The 16,240-nt window shown below is 71.1% G+C and carries 19 protein-coding genes; 11 read left to right on the forward strand and 8 right to left on the reverse strand.

Annotated features, from left to right (window positions below; all coding sequences use genetic code 11):
• The first annotated feature begins 142 nt into the window (after positions 1-142).
• The 3 genes from LZ495_RS27495 (at position 143) to LZ495_RS27505 (ending at position 2,588) form a co-directional block, all read left to right on the forward strand.
• Positions 143-571, forward strand: coding sequence for a hypothetical protein (locus LZ495_RS27495; RefSeq protein WP_235055602.1), 429 nt, complete (start codon positions 143-145; stop codon positions 569-571).
• Positions 572-599: 28 nt separating this feature from the next.
• Positions 600-1,184, forward strand: coding sequence for a hypothetical protein (locus LZ495_RS27500; RefSeq protein WP_235055603.1), 585 nt, complete (start codon positions 600-602; stop codon positions 1,182-1,184).
• Positions 1,185-1,361: 177 nt separating this feature from the next.
• Positions 1,362-2,588, forward strand: coding sequence for a beta propeller repeat protein (locus LZ495_RS27505; RefSeq protein ID WP_235055604.1), 1,227 nt, complete (start codon positions 1,362-1,364; stop codon positions 2,586-2,588).
• Here the strand turns inward: LZ495_RS27505 and LZ495_RS27510 are convergent.
• From LZ495_RS27510 to LZ495_RS27540, 7 genes are all read right to left on the reverse strand, one after another.
• A complete protein-coding gene (locus LZ495_RS27510) occupies positions 2,569-3,162 on the reverse strand; it encodes a hypothetical protein (RefSeq protein WP_235055605.1) in 594 nt (197 codons plus the stop codon). The genes LZ495_RS27505 and LZ495_RS27510 overlap by 20 nt on opposite strands.
• 112 nt (positions 3,163-3,274) lie before the next feature.
• Positions 3,275-4,003 carry an NUDIX hydrolase gene (locus LZ495_RS27515; protein WP_235055629.1) on the reverse strand — a complete coding sequence of 243 codons (729 nt, stop codon included), beginning with the start codon at positions 4,001-4,003 and terminating at the stop codon, positions 3,275-3,277.
• Positions 4,004-4,104: 101 nt separating this feature from the next.
• Positions 4,105-5,184 (reverse strand): AAA family ATPase, encoded by a 1,080-nt coding sequence (locus tag LZ495_RS27520; RefSeq protein WP_235055606.1) that lies wholly within the window; start codon positions 5,182-5,184, stop codon positions 4,105-4,107.
• A complete protein-coding gene (gene pnuC, locus LZ495_RS27525) occupies positions 5,181-5,858 on the reverse strand; it encodes a nicotinamide riboside transporter PnuC (RefSeq protein WP_235055607.1) in 678 nt (225 codons plus the stop codon). The genes LZ495_RS27520 and pnuC overlap by 4 nt, the downstream gene beginning before the upstream one ends.
• A gap of 72 nt (positions 5,859-5,930) precedes the next feature.
• Positions 5,931-6,464, reverse strand: a complete 534-nt coding sequence (locus tag LZ495_RS27530; RefSeq protein WP_235055608.1) for a hypothetical protein — start codon at positions 6,462-6,464, stop codon at positions 5,931-5,933.
• A 123-nt stretch (positions 6,465-6,587) separates the two neighbouring features.
• Positions 6,588-7,478, reverse strand: a complete 891-nt coding sequence (locus tag LZ495_RS27535) for an SCO6745 family protein (RefSeq protein ID WP_235055609.1) — start codon at positions 7,476-7,478, stop codon at positions 6,588-6,590.
• Between the two features lie 171 nt (positions 7,479-7,649).
• Positions 7,650-8,792, reverse strand: a complete 1,143-nt coding sequence (locus LZ495_RS27540) for an acyl-CoA dehydrogenase family protein (protein WP_235055610.1) — start codon at positions 8,790-8,792, stop codon at positions 7,650-7,652.
• A 159-nt stretch (positions 8,793-8,951) separates the two neighbouring features.
• Here LZ495_RS27540 and LZ495_RS27545 point away from each other — a divergent pair, with 159 nt between their 5' ends.
• From LZ495_RS27545 to LZ495_RS27580, 8 genes are all read left to right on the forward strand, one after another.
• Positions 8,952-9,833: an oxygenase MpaB family protein gene (locus LZ495_RS27545; protein WP_235055611.1), complete on the forward strand. Its 882-nt coding sequence runs from the start codon at positions 8,952-8,954 to the stop codon at positions 9,831-9,833.
• Positions 9,830-10,480: a TetR/AcrR family transcriptional regulator gene (locus LZ495_RS27550; protein WP_235055612.1), complete on the forward strand. Its 651-nt coding sequence runs from the start codon at positions 9,830-9,832 to the stop codon at positions 10,478-10,480. Before LZ495_RS27545 ends, LZ495_RS27550 begins: the two co-directional genes overlap by 4 nt.
• A 60-nt stretch (positions 10,481-10,540) precedes the next feature.
• Complete coding sequence (locus LZ495_RS27555; protein WP_235055613.1) at positions 10,541-11,059, forward strand: hypothetical protein; 519 nt, start codon at positions 10,541-10,543, stop codon at positions 11,057-11,059.
• A gap of 29 nt (positions 11,060-11,088) precedes the next feature.
• Positions 11,089-11,679: a hypothetical protein gene (locus LZ495_RS27560; protein ID WP_235055614.1), complete on the forward strand. Its 591-nt coding sequence runs from the start codon at positions 11,089-11,091 to the stop codon at positions 11,677-11,679.
• A 237-nt stretch (positions 11,680-11,916) separates the two neighbouring features.
• A complete protein-coding gene (locus LZ495_RS27565) occupies positions 11,917-12,288 on the forward strand; it encodes an alpha/beta hydrolase (protein WP_235055615.1) in 372 nt (123 codons plus the stop codon).
• Positions 12,289-12,295: 7 nt separating this feature from the next.
• Positions 12,296-12,916: a hypothetical protein gene (locus tag LZ495_RS27570; protein WP_235055616.1), complete on the forward strand. Its 621-nt coding sequence runs from the start codon at positions 12,296-12,298 to the stop codon at positions 12,914-12,916.
• A 101-nt stretch (positions 12,917-13,017) separates the two neighbouring features.
• Positions 13,018-14,313: a VWA domain-containing protein gene (locus LZ495_RS27575; RefSeq protein ID WP_235055617.1), complete on the forward strand. Its 1,296-nt coding sequence runs from the start codon at positions 13,018-13,020 to the stop codon at positions 14,311-14,313.
• Positions 14,313-15,176, forward strand: a complete 864-nt coding sequence (locus LZ495_RS27580; RefSeq protein ID WP_235055618.1) for a peptidase — start codon at positions 14,313-14,315, stop codon at positions 15,174-15,176. Before LZ495_RS27575 ends, LZ495_RS27580 begins: the two co-directional genes overlap by 1 nt.
• A 107-nt stretch (positions 15,177-15,283) precedes the next feature.
• On the opposite strand, the gene LZ495_RS27585 is transcribed toward LZ495_RS27580, so the two are convergent.
• Complete coding sequence (locus LZ495_RS27585) at positions 15,284-16,171, reverse strand: LysR family transcriptional regulator (protein WP_235055619.1); 888 nt, start codon at positions 16,169-16,171, stop codon at positions 15,284-15,286.
• Between the last annotated feature and the right edge of the window lie 69 nt (positions 16,172-16,240).

Below are 16,240 nucleotides of genomic sequence, written 5' to 3' on the forward strand. Positions count from 1 at the left end.
CCGACGGAGACCACCGGATACGCGAGGCCGCCCAGGCGAGGAGCTGTGTGAGCACCATCCCGGAAGTCCGCGGACGGCTCGTCCGCCGGGCATCCGAATATCCGGGTGCCCTCGGCCATCAGCCCTCGGTACGGTCCCGCGCATGGCGCTTTCCCAGGTGGTCCTTGATTCCGGTCGCACAGTCGCGCTGTCCGAGCTGCGGATGTCGTCGACCTACGGCGGCATGCTGGAGGGCTACCCGTTCCGGCGTTGGAACGACATGAAGCTCGACGCCCTCGTGACGCGGACCAAAGCCGCGCACTCGGCGCCTGTGCACGTGGTCGAGCCGACGCGCGTGAACCCGGACGGCTTCGTCGGCGCGTTCGGCCCCATGGAGAGGTTCCCTGCGGTCACCTGCACAGGCACTTTCTACTCACGCCCTGTCGACCAGGGACTGGACCAGCCGCTGTACCGCTCTCATCTGGTGATCGTGTGGTTCCAGGACAGCCTCGACGCCCCCACGAAAGCAACCGCCACCCCCGGCCTGCAAGCCACCCCCTGGGACGCACTCGCCACGGACCACGAGCTCTGATTCATCCGGACCGGTGGAAGGGCGCCCCATGAAGCAGGTCGACACGATCACCGCCCGCGGACGGGGGCGTTGGGGGCATCACCTCTACGACGTGGCGTTGCGGACCCGACGCTGCACCCGTTGGGACGCTACCGGGCTGCGGTCCGACGACGAGGAGACGTACTTCCTCGACTGTTCGCCGCCCGTCGGCAGCCGCGCCTTCGGCGAGGAAGCCGCACGCCACGCCTTCATCACCGCCTCGTTCACCGACCTGGACCTGGCGGACGTCGACCCTCCCGAGCCATACGACGCACCCCATTGGCTCGATCCCATCCGCGGCGGGTTTCTGGAGTCGGTGACCTTCGTGGCCGACTACGTCCAGTTGCACTGGACCGCAGGGACGATGAACGCGTACCGCTTGCCGCGCATCGAAGTGGTCGGCGGACAACCCGTCGAGGCGTCCGACCCCTGCTACGCCGCGCATTTGGTGCGGCTGCTCGGCGCACCGGTGCGCGATGTAGACGAGGTGCTGGACCTCGGGCTCGTCATCACGCTCGACAGCGCCCGCATGGTGATCCCGTTGCACAGCGATGGCCACGAAATCGTGGAGTTCGGTGGCCACGTGGTCAGCTGAACGCCAACGCCCACGATCACAGGGCTTCAGCGGGCGTCGGCGTGCCACCCCTGATGTCTGCGGGCAACCGGGCCGGCGGTCGTTCGGGAATTCTGATCGCGGGCGAACGCAAGGGGCGCGGCTCGACTCTGTACGGGGCGGCGGCCGAGGTTCGGTCGTTCCTTGTGAGGAGGCCAAGTGGCGTTCTTGTCCCGGATCAAGACCGGCCGTCGCGTGTTCGCGGTCGCAGCGGCTCTCGCGGTGGCGGCGGTGGCGGTGCCGACCGCGGCTCCGGGTGCCATCGCGGTGCCGGTGGGCGATGTGGTGGTGGCCGGGGAGCCCGGCGGAGGCGGGGGCACAGGCGATGCCTGGCGTATCCCCGCCTCGGTGACCGACAACGGCGGCGTCTCGGCGATCGACAGTGCCGGTGGTACGACGTTCTCGGTGGGCTTCGACTCGGGTACCGACGCGGAGCCGCGTTTCGTCCCCCTGGCCACCCGCTGGGATGGCAGGCAATGGGCCTCGGATCATGTGCAGTTGCCGCCCGGTTCGACGGAGGCCCGGCTGGACGGAATCGCCGCGGTAGGCCCGCGGGATGCCTGGGCGGTCGGGACATGGTTCGTCGCGACGCCGAGCGGTGGCGTGCCGCGCCAGTTCATCGCGCACTGGGACGGGACGTCGTGGCAGCCCGTCGACGCCGACGGCTTCGGGCCGGCGGGCGGGTTGACCGCGGTCTCCGCAAGTGGGCCGGACGATGTGTGGGCCGTCGGGTACGGATACAACGCGGCGGGCGGCCTGAAGACCACCGTCCGGCACTTCGACGGGACCGCCTGGTCCGAGGTGGAGACCGGCGCCGCGCTTGGCGACCGGCCGTGGGACGGTTACTGGGTCTCGGACGTCGCCGCTGCCGCGCCCGACGACGTCTGGCTGGTCGGCGTCGGCAACCTGACCGTGCACTACGACGGCCGCTCGTGGACCCGTGCGGACGCTGCCCCGGACCGCAACGTGTGGCTGGAGGCCGTCCGTACCGATCGGGTGTACGGAACCTGGGCCGTGGGCTTCTTCACCGAACTGGGCATCCCGCACACACCGGCAGCCTTCCGCTGGAACGGCCGGGAGTGGCAGGCCGTGGCCGTTCCTGCCGATCCGCACGTGCATCTCGAGGACGTGGCGTTCACGGTGACCGGGCCGGTGGCCGTCGGCTACACCATGAACACCGAGACCGGTTACGCCGTCACGCTGCCGGTGTGGCCGGCGCAGAAGGCGCAGTATGTCGAGACACCTCGGGGTGCGACGGCGTTGTTCACCGCCGAGGCGGGCCCGGCGGGCATCGGGCTGTGGGTCGGCGGCGCCACCAAGTCACCGAGCAGCGAGTGGAACTACGCGTCCTTCACGGCGTGGTCGCTCATGCCACGACGCTACTGACCGCAGCCGAGTTCGCCGTGTGGCGGAGCTTGTAGGAGTGGGTCAGGGCTGCCATCGCCGGGCCCCAGATGACCAAAGGCTGGTACGCCAGGCCCACCCATAGGCTTCCGGTCTCGGTCATGTCGTCCTGCGGGACGACCCACCAGAAGGCGAACTGGCCGCCGAGGACCGTCATCGCGATGGCGACGGTCCAGCCCAGGCGGATGACGGTGCGGGGAGTGAGCGTTCGGCCGCCGAGGCGCGGGAGCCAGGTCGGGAGGCGGACCGGGCGTTCACTGATCAGGTACAGCGCGGCCAAGGCGAGGAGTTCGGAACCGACGCTGAGGATCACCACCCAGGTGCGCCCGAAGAGGTCCATGCCCAGGGCCTCGTAGCCCTCGTCCGTGTAGCCGCCCTGGTGGCCGGCCGCCAGCATCAGACGCCAGACGCACGTGGGGAGCGAGATCAGGGTGATCGCGTGGGCGAGGTGGACGGCCCAGCGCGGGGCTGGGGGCACCGCGTCGGCGGGCTCGGCAAGCTTCGCGGAGTCGGTGGATTCGGGTGTGGGGTCGGCGGCGTCGGCGATCTTGGGCACGGCATGATCCTCGCCGCGCGGGGGCGCAGATTCTTCGACCGGGCGGCGGATCGTTCGGCCGGGGAATCTCGTCCGTTGTGGGGATTGCCCGTTGTGCGGCTCGTACCCAGGGTCAGCGCGGGCGCAGCAGCGGCGGGTGCAGAGTGGTCGCCGGGCCGCGGCGGTAGAGGGCCGCCGGCTTGCCGCGGCCGCCGGTGAGGCGGGACGCGCCGGGCACCGGGGTCACGAAGCCGGGGCTGGCCAGCACCTTGCGGCGGAAGTTGGGGCGGTCGAGCGTCGCGCCCCAGACGGTCTCGTAGACCTGCTGCAGCTCGCCCAGGGTGAACTCCGGTGGGCAGAACGCCGTTGCCACGCAGGTGTATTCGAGCTTGGCTCCGGTGCGGTCAAGCGCATCGGCGAGGATCGCGGCGTGGTCGAAGGCCAGCGGGCCGACCGTGGCGACCGGCGTCCAGCGGGCCTGGTCCGCGTCGCCGCCACCGGACGCGGCCGGTTCCGGCAGGTCGGGGACCAGGGCGGTGTACGCCACGGACACGACGCGCATGCGCGGGTCGCGGTCCGGAGCGCTGTACGTGCGCAGTTGTTCGAGCTGCAGGTCTGCGACGAGCGCGTCGGGGAGCCCGGTCTCCTCGGCGAGTTCGCGCCGGGCCGCGTCCTCCGCGGATTCGCGGGCATGCAGGAAGCCGCCGGGCAGCGCCCAGCGGCCCGCGTACGGCGGTTCGCCACGGCGGATGAGGAGTGTGTGCAGCTGCCCGGCGCGGATGGTGAAGACCGCGAGGTCGACGGTGACCGCGAACGGTTCGAACGCCCGGGGGTCGTAGCCCTCCGGGCGTTCGGCGGCCAAGCGTCCGGTGTCCAAGCGGTCGACGTCCAAGCGTTCGGCGGCCAAGCGTCCGGCCCGCGAAACGTCCCGCGCCGACCCGTCGTGCGCGGGGCTGCCCGTGCTCATCGGCGTTCGGGCAGCGGGTCGGCGAAGTGCCAGCCCTCGGCGAGCAGTCCGTCCACCGCCGCGACCGCAGTGGCGAGCCGCTGCTCGCGGGTTCCGCGCACGGTGATGAACCGGCGCCCGGTGGACGTCAGTTCGTCGTGGAAGCGGCCGGTCATCCAAGGCCGCAGTTCGGGTCCGTCGCGCAGTCCGTCGTCCTCGAAGGGCACGTCCTCGTGGTGGGTGAGGATGTAGAGCTGCCGCCGGGTGCGGGCGGCGATGGCCTCGACCTCCGGGTTGCGTCCGCCCATGTAGCGCTCGTGCCAGATGGTGGTGGCGAACGAGTCGGTGTCGCAGAAGAGGACGGGCGAGCCGCTGCGCGCCGCGGCTTCCTCGTCGGCGTCCTGCTGCCGGGCGATCACCGGGAACTCCTCCGTGCGGAACTCGATGTCCTCCCAGGTGGCCTGCGGGTTCTCGGCCTGGGCCCGGGCGAGCATGAGTTCACTGTATCGGCGGCCGTATTCGGCGACGTACCCCGTCTGCGCCCACACGCCGCCGCGTGCCCGGTAGTGCGCGGCGAGCGCGAGGGAGAGCGTGGTGGTGCCGGTGGACTCCGCGCCCAGGACGACCACCCGCCGGGCGAGCGCGCCGCGGACCGCGGGGGCGAGGAACTCCCAGGAGCCGACGGGGTCTTTGCGTACCGCGGTGCCGGAGACCGGATACCGGGTGCGGTCGAGGTCGACGCACACCTCGGCCGCGCCGAAGCGCCGGGCGAGTTCGGCGCCGTACTCCTCGGAACTGAAGACGGCGTCGACGCGGTCCGGTACCGCAGCCTGGAAGACGGCCATGTGGGCGTCCCAGATCGCCGCGTCGTGCAGGTCGACGGGATGGTCGTCCATGGCCCCGACGACATGCACGTCCGGGTGTTCGTCGCGCATCCACGCGACCCGGTCGGCGAGCGGGACCGACTCGACGGACGCCGCGCACACGAGCACGGTGAGCCGCTCGCAGCGGGCCTGCGCGGTGCGGACGAGGTGGTGGTGGCCGGCGTGCGGCGGATAGAACTTGCCGAGCACCAGGCCGTGGCCGAAGCGCGTCATGCCGCAGCCTCCCGGGCCGGTCGGGCGCCGGCGACGGCATCGAGGCGGGTCGCCGCCTCGGCACGCTGCCAGTTGCGCAGGCCGACGACGCACAGGGCGAGGAACCCGGCGTACAGGATCGAGGTCAGGTAGAGCTCCTTGTACGCGTACAGCGGGATGTAGACGATGTCCGCGGCGATCCAGATCCACCAGGACTCGACCAGCTTTCGGCACTGGCCGTACGTCGCGACCAGCGACAGCGCGGTGGTCAGTGCGTCCCAGAACGGGACCTGCGAATCGGTGGCCCGGTCGAGCAGGATCGCGATCCCGGCGGTGCCGGCCGCGCCCGCGGCCGCGAGCCACAGCCATTCGGTACGCGTGGTGCGGCGCACCGCGAGGGCGTCGGAGGTGCCGGGGCCGCCGCCGCGCAGCCAGGCGCGCCAGCCGAAGACGGCCAGCACGATGAAGACGACCTGCAGCCCGGCGTCCGCGTAGAGCGCGGCGTCGGTGAAGAGCAGGATGAAGAAGATGTTGTTGGCGATGCCGATCGGCCAGTTGGCGATGTGCTGGCGCGCGACGAGCCATACGCAGAGCGCGCCGCTGCCGAAGCCCAGGACCTCGACCCAGCTGAACGGCGTGTCGAGCAGCGTGAACAGCGGTCTCTGGAGTGGTTCGAGTATCTCGGTCAGGCTCATGCCCGCCCCCCTTTAATAGTCGAGGTGACTATAAAAAGAGGGGCGGATCGGCACAAGGCATTTGAGGCGTCGTCATGCCGCAGGTTCGTGGGGGCAGACGGCCAGAAGGCAGGAGAACGCCGCCTTGACGTCGTGCGGCCCGAAGCGCGCCGCGGTCAGGCTCTGCTGCGGGTCGCGGATCCCGTAGTACTCGGGCAGGAAGGACAGGTCGTCCCACTCCTCGTAAAGGTGTGCCCGTACCAACGTGCGGTCGCAGCGCGTGCAGGTGATCCAGGGCACGACGACGAGTTCGCCGGCCGTCGGGTACGCCGGCGAAGTGGGTGTGTCCGCAGGCAGCACAAGGAGGCCCGGCTCGGCTTCGCCCGCCGCCAGGCACTGAGCGAGCCGGGATTCGACCATCTCGCGGACCGACCAGATCTCGGCCAGTACGGCGATCTCGGCGCGCTCGGTCCCGGTGATCGGGACCTGGTGCGTCACGAGTGCGGCGACGAGGTGGTCGATGCCGCCTTCCTGCTCGCCGATGTCCCGGAAGCCCAGGATCTCTTCGGCGTCGGCGCGCGGAAGGTGGTCGGCGAGGCGTTCCCACAGCGCGGATTCGTCGAACATGCCGGGGAGGCTAGCGGGCCGGGCAGACGACGACGCACCGACAAAAGGGACGGCGGCAGGCAGGCGGCCGGGATCACTCCGCCGTCCGCCCGCCGCACCGCGTCCCTCGAGAAGACCGCGTGGCTACCAGACCGGCGCCTGCACGTTTGCGATCCCCAGCGTGTTGGTGGACGGCAGCAGCCCGGACAGCAGCGCAGCCGTCAGCAGCGGGACGTTGACCTCCAGGAGCCGGTCGATGGACTTCTCCCCCAGCGCGCGCCAAGGCCCGGAGGCCAGTTGGTCGGTCTGCCGCTCGATCAGGTCGCGGGCCTCGCGGCAGGTGTCGGTGGCGTTCCCGTCCGCGTCCAGCCAGCCGCGCGAGCGCAGGCGGTCGGTGGCCGCGGCCCACTCCTCGTCGGTCCACTCGCGGCTTGCGAAGGTCTCCGCCGGGGCGGCGCCGATCGCGGCGAACGAGACGAGCGCCTCGCAGCCGTCGAGCCCGTGCGTGACCAGCGCGGCGACGTGGCCGTCCCCGCGGTGCTCGCGCAGCAGGGAGATGCCCTGCCACAGGGCCAGGTGCGGTTCGTCGGGCCACGGCAGGTCGGCGGTGGCCGAGGCGAGCGGGCGGCCGACGGTGTCCGCGGCCTCCGCGGCGCGGCGGACCAGCGCGGCCGCCTCGGCGAGTTCGGGGCTGCCGAGCTGGTCGCCGAGGAGCGTGCGGTACATGCTGTCGACGGCCCGCAGGCGGCCCTCCAGCACCTGGCCGGCGTCCGCGACGGTCCACGCGGGGCCGATGTGCCGGGCGACCATGGCGGGGCTGAAGCTGTAGAAGGCCGCGGTGACCTGGCGGGGACCGGCTTCGCCCAGCGGGGCCGCGCGGAACGGGAAGTACCAGGGCCAGCGGGTGTCCGCGGCGTATCCGAGGCGGGCGGCCTCCGCGAAGACCTCCGGGGCGTAGAAGAACGGCGCGTACACCGGCTCCAGTTGGTGCCACACACGGCGGGCGGCCTGCCAGTAGTAGACGTCGTCGGACATCGGGCCTCGCAATCGGGACGGTCGCCGGAAGGTTGCCGGACGGCTGCCGATCACGCTAAGCGGGCGGTCCGGCTGCCATCGTCCGGCGCGGCGGGCAGTGTCCAGAATGCGCGGGCGCCGGCCGCCCCTCTGCCGACGGCAGAGGCGACCGGCGTCCGAAATGCCCGGACCTCAGAGGCCGTACGTCTTCGCGATGATCTCGCGCTGGATCTCGCTGGTGCCGCCGTAGATCGTGGACACGACGGTCGCCCGGACGTGGCGTTCCATCTCGTACTCGGTGGCATAGCCGTAGCCGCCCATCATCTGCATGCCCTCCAGGGCGATGCGCTTGGCGGTCTCGGTGACCTTGAGCTTGGCCATGGACGCCTGGCGGGGCAGCAGCCGGGCCGGGTCGCTGTCGACCTGGGCGGCGACCGAGTAGACCAGCAGGGTGCAGCACTCGAGTTCGGTGGCCAGGTCGGCGATGCGGTGCGCGAGGGCCTGGAAGCTGCCGATGGGCTGCCCGAACTGCTCGCGCTGCTTGATGTAGGCGAGGGTGTCGTCGAAGGCGCGGCGGGCGGTGCCGAGCATCATCGCGGCGAGGATGAGGCGCTCGGTGTTGAGGCCGCCCATGAGCTGGCGCCACGCGTGGTCGACCTCGCCGACCACGGCGTCCGCGGGGAGTTCGAGGTCGGTGAAGAACAGGTCGTTGACCTCGCGGCCGCCCATGGTGTCGATCTGCCGGATGTCCAGCCCAGCGGTGCCCGCCGGGACGTGGAACATCGTGAGGCCCTGGTGCTTGTCGCCGGAGCTGTCGGTGCGCGCGATGAGCAGGATCGAGTCGGCGAAGTGCGCGTTGGAGCACCAGGTCTTCTGGCCGTTGACGCGCCAGCCGTCGGCGGTGCGTTCGGCGCGGCAGGTGAGTGCGCCGACATCCGATCCGGCGCCGGGCTCGGACATCGAGATGGCCAGCACCGAGCCTTCGCAGAAGCGCTTGAGGACGGACTCGCGCTGCGCCGGGGTGCCGAAGCGCTGGTAGACGCCGGCGGTGATGCGCGCGGGTCCGTGGCCGCCGATGGGCGCCATGCCGTACGCAGTCTCCTCCAGGAACAGGCAGGCGTCGACCATGCCGCCGCCCGCGCCGCCGAGCTCCTCGGGGATCGCGACGCCGAGCCAGCCGAGCCCGGCCATCTTGCGGTAGAGCTCGTCGCTGTGGGTGCGCGTGCCGCCGCCGGTGAGTTCCAGGCGGCGTTCCCGGGTGCCGCATTCGCGCCGTACGAAGTCCTTCACGGCTTCGACGAACGCCTGCTGTTCCGCGGTGATCGTGCGTGTCATCTGTGCGCCCCCTGCTGGTTGCCGGGCCGGGCTGTGGTGGACTGGTCGCGCGATGATCCAAAGATACATTTGACGTTGACTTGTGTCATCGGAATGCCGACCCTGGAAGTACCCCGGACACACCGTCAGCAGGCTTGTCCCACAAGAGAGTTGGTGGCCATGCAGAGCACGTCGCCGAGCACGGCGGCCCTCAGGGAACGGCCGGCGGGGCCGCCTCGCGGCAGCGAGTTGTGGCGCAGGTTCGGCGACATACGCGGCTTCGGACTGACCGCTCAGGTGCTCGCGATGCAGGTCGCGCACCCGGTGGTCGGCGCGGGTGTCGTGGAGCACTCGGACTACCGGAGCGATCCGTACGGCCGCTTCAAGCGCACCTACCGCTCGATCACCACGGTCGTCTACGGCGGCCCGCGCCGCGCGGCCGCCGAGTCCGAGCGGCTCCGCGTCCTGCACCGCGCGATACGCGGCACCGACGAACTCGGCCGCAAGTACCACGCGCTGGACCCCGCAGCGTACGCCTGGGTGCACCTCACGCTCGTCAAGGTGGTCGTCGACGCGCACGCGATGTTCGGCCGTCCCATGACGCGGGCCGAGCTGGACGCCTATTACGCGGACAGCGTCCGCCTCGGCCTGGTCCTCGGCGTACGCCCGCAGGATCTCCCGTCTACCTGGGCAGAGTTCCTCGCCTACCACGACCACACGGTCGAGCACGTACTGGAGGACACCCGCGCGCTGCGCGAACTCCTCGACGGCATCCGCAGCCCCGCGAAGCCGAATGCCCTGCACCGGCTCCCCGACCGGCGCTGGCACGAACTCACCGCGCCCACAAGCCGGATGTACTACCTGATCACCGTGGCCGCACTCCCCGAGACGCTGCGCAAGCGCTGCAACCTCGCCCTCACCGCCGCCGAGGCGCACGACGTCGACCGCGCCGCCCGCCGGATCCGGACCGCCACCGCGTTCATCCCTGCCCCGGCCCGCCGCGCACCCGCGATCCTCGCCCCGCGCGTCTTCGAACTCCTGGGTACCATCGGGACCCGATGAACACGACGGGGTCTTCCGTACTCGCCCGCGCGCTGGCCGCCGACGGAGCCGCCGACGCGACCGATGCCACCACCGAGCGCATCCTCGACGCGGCCCGGGAGCAGTTCGCCACCTTCGGCCTGCGCCGCTCCACCGTCGAGGACGTCGCCCGACGAGCCGGGGTCGGCCGGGTGACCGTCTACCGCCGCTTCGACACGAAGAACACCCTGGTCGAAGCCGTCCTCGTCCGGGAATGCCGGCGCTTCCTCGCCGCCTTCGACGCCGAAGTCGCCGCCCTCCCCACCATGGAGGAACGCATCGTGGCCGGCTTCGTGCTGGCCCTGCGCGACGCCCGCAGCGCCCTGATCGGCCGCCTCCTCGAACTCGAGCCGGACACCGCGCTGCCCTACCTCACCACGCGCGGCGGCCCGCTCCTCGCCGTCATCCGGGACTACCTGGCGGCTTCCTTCGTCCGCGCCCCCGACGCCACCGCCGTGGACGCCGACGAAGCCGCCCGCGTCGCCGAGATCTTCGTCCGCCTGACGATCTCCTTCGTGCTCACCCCGCAGAGCATCGTCCCGGTCGACGACGAGTCCGCCGCCGGCGACTTCGCCCGCCGCTTCCTCGCCCCGATGGTCACCGGACCCCGCCCCGGCGCTGCCCAGTAGTTGGCCGAATCCTTTTCCTGGCAAGGAAGTCGACGAATCCGGCTGCTACCTTCGTGATCCGTGGCCAACCGCGATCATCGGGGGACGATTACCTTGGCCGACACTCCCGGCACGCCGCCCACGACCGAGCCGACACCGTCGGCGACCGGCCAGGCACCTTCCGGTTCGACACCGCCGGGCGGCACTCCGCCGACTCAGCAATTGCCTTCCCCGCAGATCAATTTGCCTCCGGATGGCTCGCGTGACCGGCCCGATCTGCTCGGGGCACTGAACCCGACCTCGAAGGGCGCCGGCGCCTACCGCGTCGACCCCCGACTGCTGAAGCCGGCCGAGGACGGCGCCTTCCAAGTGGCGCGGTTCCTCGAGACGCTGGCCCGCAGCCTGGAAATCGGTGCGCCGCCCGGCACATACGGCTTCGCCACCAACTTCCAGATGGGCCTGCTCGCGGTGGACTGGCGTGCGGAGCTGGCGGAGGTCTCCAGGATGGCGCAGGCCACCGGTGACAAGATCCTTCGCACCCGCTGCGCCTATGAAGCGGCCGAACGCGAGAACGACAAGCTGTTCACCCTGAACGGCTGACCGCGATGGTGACCTTCGACGATCTGCGGATGGCCCGCTTCGACGGTATGCGCGAGCACTTGGAGACGTGGCGCAAGCTGCTCACCCAGCTCGGCGCCACCGAGATCTCGTACCGCAACGCCGTCTGCCGGCAGACCGCCCGGGCCGGATGGACGGGCATGACCTCAGGAGTGGCGGACGACTCCCTGGAACGCGTGGCAGGCCGGATCGGCATCGCCGCTGTCGAGGCAAAGAGCATCCACACCGCCCTGGTGCCGGTCGCGGACGAGTTCCAGCGCCTGCAGAACCTGCTCAACGGGGTACTGGGCAGGGCTCAATTGGACGGCTTGTCGGTCACCGCGCAAGGTGAGGCGTTCACCGTCGCGACCAGTTCGTCGACACCGTTGATGGCACCCGACGCCGCGGCCGCCGTGCAGACCAAGCTCGACAGCTACCGGGTGGAGATCGAGGGCATCCTGCGCCAGGCCACCGAGGCGGACGCCCGGTTCGCCGGCGTCCTCGCGTCATTGCTGCCCGGCGAGGTCAACGGCGCGGACTACGCCGCGTCGCTGCAGAACGTCAAGGACGACCTGCGGCGGGCCGCGGGCCTGCAGGGCGCCGGGCCGATCCCGCCGGCATGAACCCGCAGCAGACGGCCGCGTGGTGGGCCGGACTGACGCCGCAGCAGAAGGACTTGTACCTCGGTGCGTACACCCAGGAGATCGGCAGCCTGGACGGCATCCCGGCCGCGGTGCGCAACCAGGCCAACCAGGCGGCGCTGGAGACCCGGCTGGCCGAGATCGAGCCGTTGATGACGCAGCCGAATGCGTCGCACGAACTCGGCCGAGAGCGGAGCAACCTGCTGAAGCGGGATCGCGGTGGACGACATCCTCGTCCAGGGCAGCCCCGGCATGCACGTGGACAGTGCGGACGACCTCCAGGTCGGCAAGGGCCACGTCTGGGCGCTGGAGGCGCCGGACGACAACATCGCGGAGTTCGGCAGCTACGCGCACGGCGGGGTCGACAGTTACACCCGCCCTCAGGATCGCGTCATCCCCGGTGACGAGCGGTTCGGCGGGGTCCGCTTGGAAGCCAACTCAGGCGGCCACAATAGCTACTGGGACGAGACCAATGGTCGGCCCGATCGCTCGCTCGACAACCAGAGACGCGTCGTCATGGGCATGTACGACAGCCCGAATCCGGCAGACCGTCCGGTGGTCGAGACGCTGCCCGACCCCAAGCTCGCCTAGCCGCCGCATGAACCGACGAAATGCGGCGATCTCAGCACGGGTCCGACTCCGGTGCGGAGTCTGGCTCTGCGTCGCAGCCCTGGCCCTCACCTCGTGCGGAATCGAGGACGATGTGGAGAACCGCGACAAGGACCTGCGTGTGGTGTCGGTCGCCGACACCATCGCGCTGGCCAAGCGCTACGCCGCCGAGATCGACCACATGGTCGACGGGAAAGTGAAGACGGACAGCATCCATCCGCTGGTGCTGTCGTGTGAGCGGTCCGATGGGTCCTTCCACAAGGACGGCAGGTACAAGGTCTTCCACTCGTACAACATCGCCTTGCCGCGCCCGTTGCATCCGGAACGGCTCACCAAACTGCGCGACCACTGGCTGAGCCGCGGATACGAAGTGGACACCTTCATGACGTATCCCACCGGCGATGGCGCCAAAGTGGGCGGAATCAGCGCGCAGGGCGACGGCATCGGCTTCTATGTCGACACCGTGCAAGGCGATTGGCTGAGTGTCGCCGTCGGCGCCGGCTGCCGCTACCCGCCGCCCGGCGAGACCGCGAGCACCCCGCCCTGGTCCCCCGGCGGTGCTGCGCTCGGCGGGGATCCGCTCACCCGGATCCGCGACGCCCTGGGGTGAGCAAAACGGCCAACCGGCACGGGTGATCGGGGCGCGACCGGAAATAGGCGGTGCGCGCCCCAGCGGCGCGCCCCTGATGATCCGTAGGATCCTCCCCCGTGATGACAACAACGAAACGACGGATCGCGGCAGGCATAGGCGCCTTGCTCGTGGCCGCGGCGCTGGGCGGGGCCACTCCGGCCGCCGCGGACCCGGACAACGGGCCGGCCAATACGCCGCCGCCCAAGGTGGACTTGGTGCTGGACCTGAGCGGGTCCATGAACCAGAACGACGCGGGCGGGCAGACGCGTATCGACGCGGCCAAGAAGGCGTTCAACGAGATCCTGGAGGCGCTGCCGAGCGAGGCGCTCGTGGGTCTGCGCGTCCTGGGGCAGGGAAATCCCGGCAACAACAAGGCGGCCGGCTGCCAGGAGACCGCGCAGCTGGCGCCGGTCGGGAAGCCGGACAAGGCGGCCATGAAGGTCGCGGTCGCGGCGCAGCGGCCGACGACCGGGTGGACGCCGATCGGCCTCACGCTGCGGAAGGCCGCGGAGGACCTCGGCAACGAGCCGGGGACCAGCCGCCGGATCATCCTCATCACGGACGGCGAGGACTCTTGTGCGCCGCCGGACCCGTGCGAGGTGGCACGCGAGTTGGCGGCCGCGGGGCTGAACCTGGTCGTGGACACCCTGGGCCTGGTGCCGGACGAGAAGACCCGCAAGCAGCTGACCTGCATCGCGGCGGCCACCGGCGGGACGTACACGTCGGCGAACAACGCGCAGGAACTGTCCGAGCGTGTGACGCAGTTGGTGGACCGGGCGGTGGTGAAGGCCGAGGAGGTCACCACGCCGACGACGGTCAAGGGCAGCCCGAACGGCTGCGCGGATGCGCCCCTGCTGGGTCCGGGCGTGTACAACGACCGCGAGGAGTTCGAGCAGCACCTGTGGTACCGGGTGCCGCAGTTGCCCGGGCAGGAGCTGCGGGCGTCCGCGACGGTCGGCATCGACCGGGCGGTGGCGCGCGACTACGACGTGACGATCACCGCGACGACCGAGGACGGGCGCGACCTGGCCCGGCACACGGACGCGGGCAGCGGGCGCATGGACGGCCAGTCGGCCGGTCTGCGGTATTCGATGCCGGCCAAGGGCGACGACAAGCCCGAGGCGAAGGACGCGAAGATCGTGTGCCTGATGGTGAGCACGGCGTTCAACGCGAATGCGGGCGTGCCGCGTACGCCGGGCATGCCGGTGGAACTGCTGGTCGACCTGGTGGCGGCGTCGGACGCGCAGGCGGCGGACACGCACGGTCTGGGCCGCGGTTGGATCTTCCTGGGCGTGCTGGCCGGTGTCGGCCTGGTGGGCGGGCTGCTGTTCGGTTGGCTGGTCCGGTTCTTCTCGGGCATGCGGAGGGCTGTGTGATGCGCGAGTCGTCTCTTTTCCGGGGCAAGGCCGTGCGCTTGGCGTCGGCGCTTGCCGCCGCTGCGGTGCTGGCCGGGACGCCGGCGGTGGCCGCGACCTCGACGCCGAGCCCGAACGCCACGGGCGGTTCGGGTGGTTCGTCCGGTGCCGGCAACTCGTCCGGGACGAATGTGCTGCCCGGTACGTCGTTCCTGACCGCGGGCAAGATGGAGGCGGAGACCTCCACGACCGCGACCGCGTCGACCGGTGAGTACATGTACTGGTCGTTCCCGGCGCTGGCCGGACAGGACGTCAGTGCGAAGGTGACGCTCACGCTGCCGGGCGGCCGTACCGCGCCGACCACGTGGCGCGTCGACGTGTTCGACGGGATACGGCGGCACCAGCCGTGCGCGATCGGCCGCCCGCAGGCGACCGCGCAGGCGGCGGACGCCGAGGTGAAGATCGACTGCGGGCCGCGGACCATCCGCCCGTGGTCGGAGGCATGGTCGGCGGATCCGCTGCCGGGCACGTACTACGTGCGCATAGCGGCCACCGAGATCCAGGAGAAGGACTTGGGCCTCAAGCTCAAGGTCACCCTGGAGCTGACCGCGGACGGCGACGGCGACATCGGTCCGGATGCGGGCCAGGACGACTCGCTGAAGGCGCCGCTGGTGCCGATCACGCGCGGCGGCCAGGTGCTGCAGCCGGGGCAGGCCGCGGAGACCCGCAAGGTGACCATGGCCGGCTTCGACACCGGCGACGACGCGTGGCTGTCCGGGACTACGGGCCGCTGGGTGTGGACCGCGGCGGGCGGCGTGGTCGCGATGCTGCTCGGCATCAGCGGCTTCATGTTCGCGCGGCATCCGCGGCGCTGGTTCCGCTGAGCCGGCCGGACGCCGACCGGCGTCCGGCCGCATGACGAACGCCCGGGTGCGGGGCCGTCGGTGGCCCCGCACCCGGGCGTCTTCGCGTCCGGCGGCCCGGTACCGGGTCAGAGCTCGCCGGATTCGCGCACTCCCCCGCGCTGCGCGAAGTCCATGAAGGTGCGGGCCTGGCGGCCGGCCGCCTCGGGGGCGTGCACGATGGCCACGGCGCGCAGCAGCGGCGGGTCGAAGGACCGGATGACCGCCGAGTCGCCGAAGACGCCGGCCGCGATGTCGCGGTACCAGAGCATCGAGCCTTCGCCGTTGAGCACCGAGGCGATCCAGTGCACGCGGTCGTCGGTCTCGACCGCGGCGACCGGGCGCACCCACAGCGTGGCGAACATGGCCTCCATTTCCGAGCGGCGTCCGCTCCCGCGCGTCGGCATCGCCATGCGCAGGCCGTTGAGCATCGCCCAGGGCAGCGGGTCGGGCAGGTCTTCGGAGGGCGGCGACACCAGGACGACCTCGTGTTCGGCGAGCCGGTGCGAGCGCAGGTCCTGGGGCACGGGTGCGTCGACGAGGCCGAGCGCGGTGAGTCCGCTGCGCACCGATTCGAAGACGTCCTCGCGGCTGAGGCAGCGCACGACGTCGACGGAGACCTCGGGGGTCTCCGCCTCGAACGCCGGGACGATGCGGCCGGTGAGGTCGACGGCGAGGGTGTGCGTGGTGGCGATGCGGAGGCCGTTGACGCGGGCCGCCTCGGCGGCCCGGCCGACGTCCTCGATCGCCCCGACGGTGTCGAGCACGGTGCGGGCGAGCCGCACCACGCGTTTGCCTTCGGCGGTGAGCCCGACGCTGCGCCCCTCGCGTACGAGGAGTTCGCCGCCGAGTTCGTGCTCGAGTGCCTTGAGGGCGCGGGACAGCGCCGACTGGGCCACGTAGAGGGCTTCGGCCGCCGCGGTCATCGTGCCGTAGTCCGCGACCGCGATGAGGTAGCGCAACTGCTGAAGAGTCACGTCACGCAGATTAACGGTTCGCGGCCCCCGGGAAACCGGTTTCACAAAATTCACCGCGGATTTGCCTGG

This window comes from Yinghuangia soli, assembly GCF_021502675.1.
Taxonomy (GTDB): Bacteria; Actinomycetota; Actinomycetes; order Streptomycetales; family Streptomycetaceae; genus Yinghuangia; species Yinghuangia soli.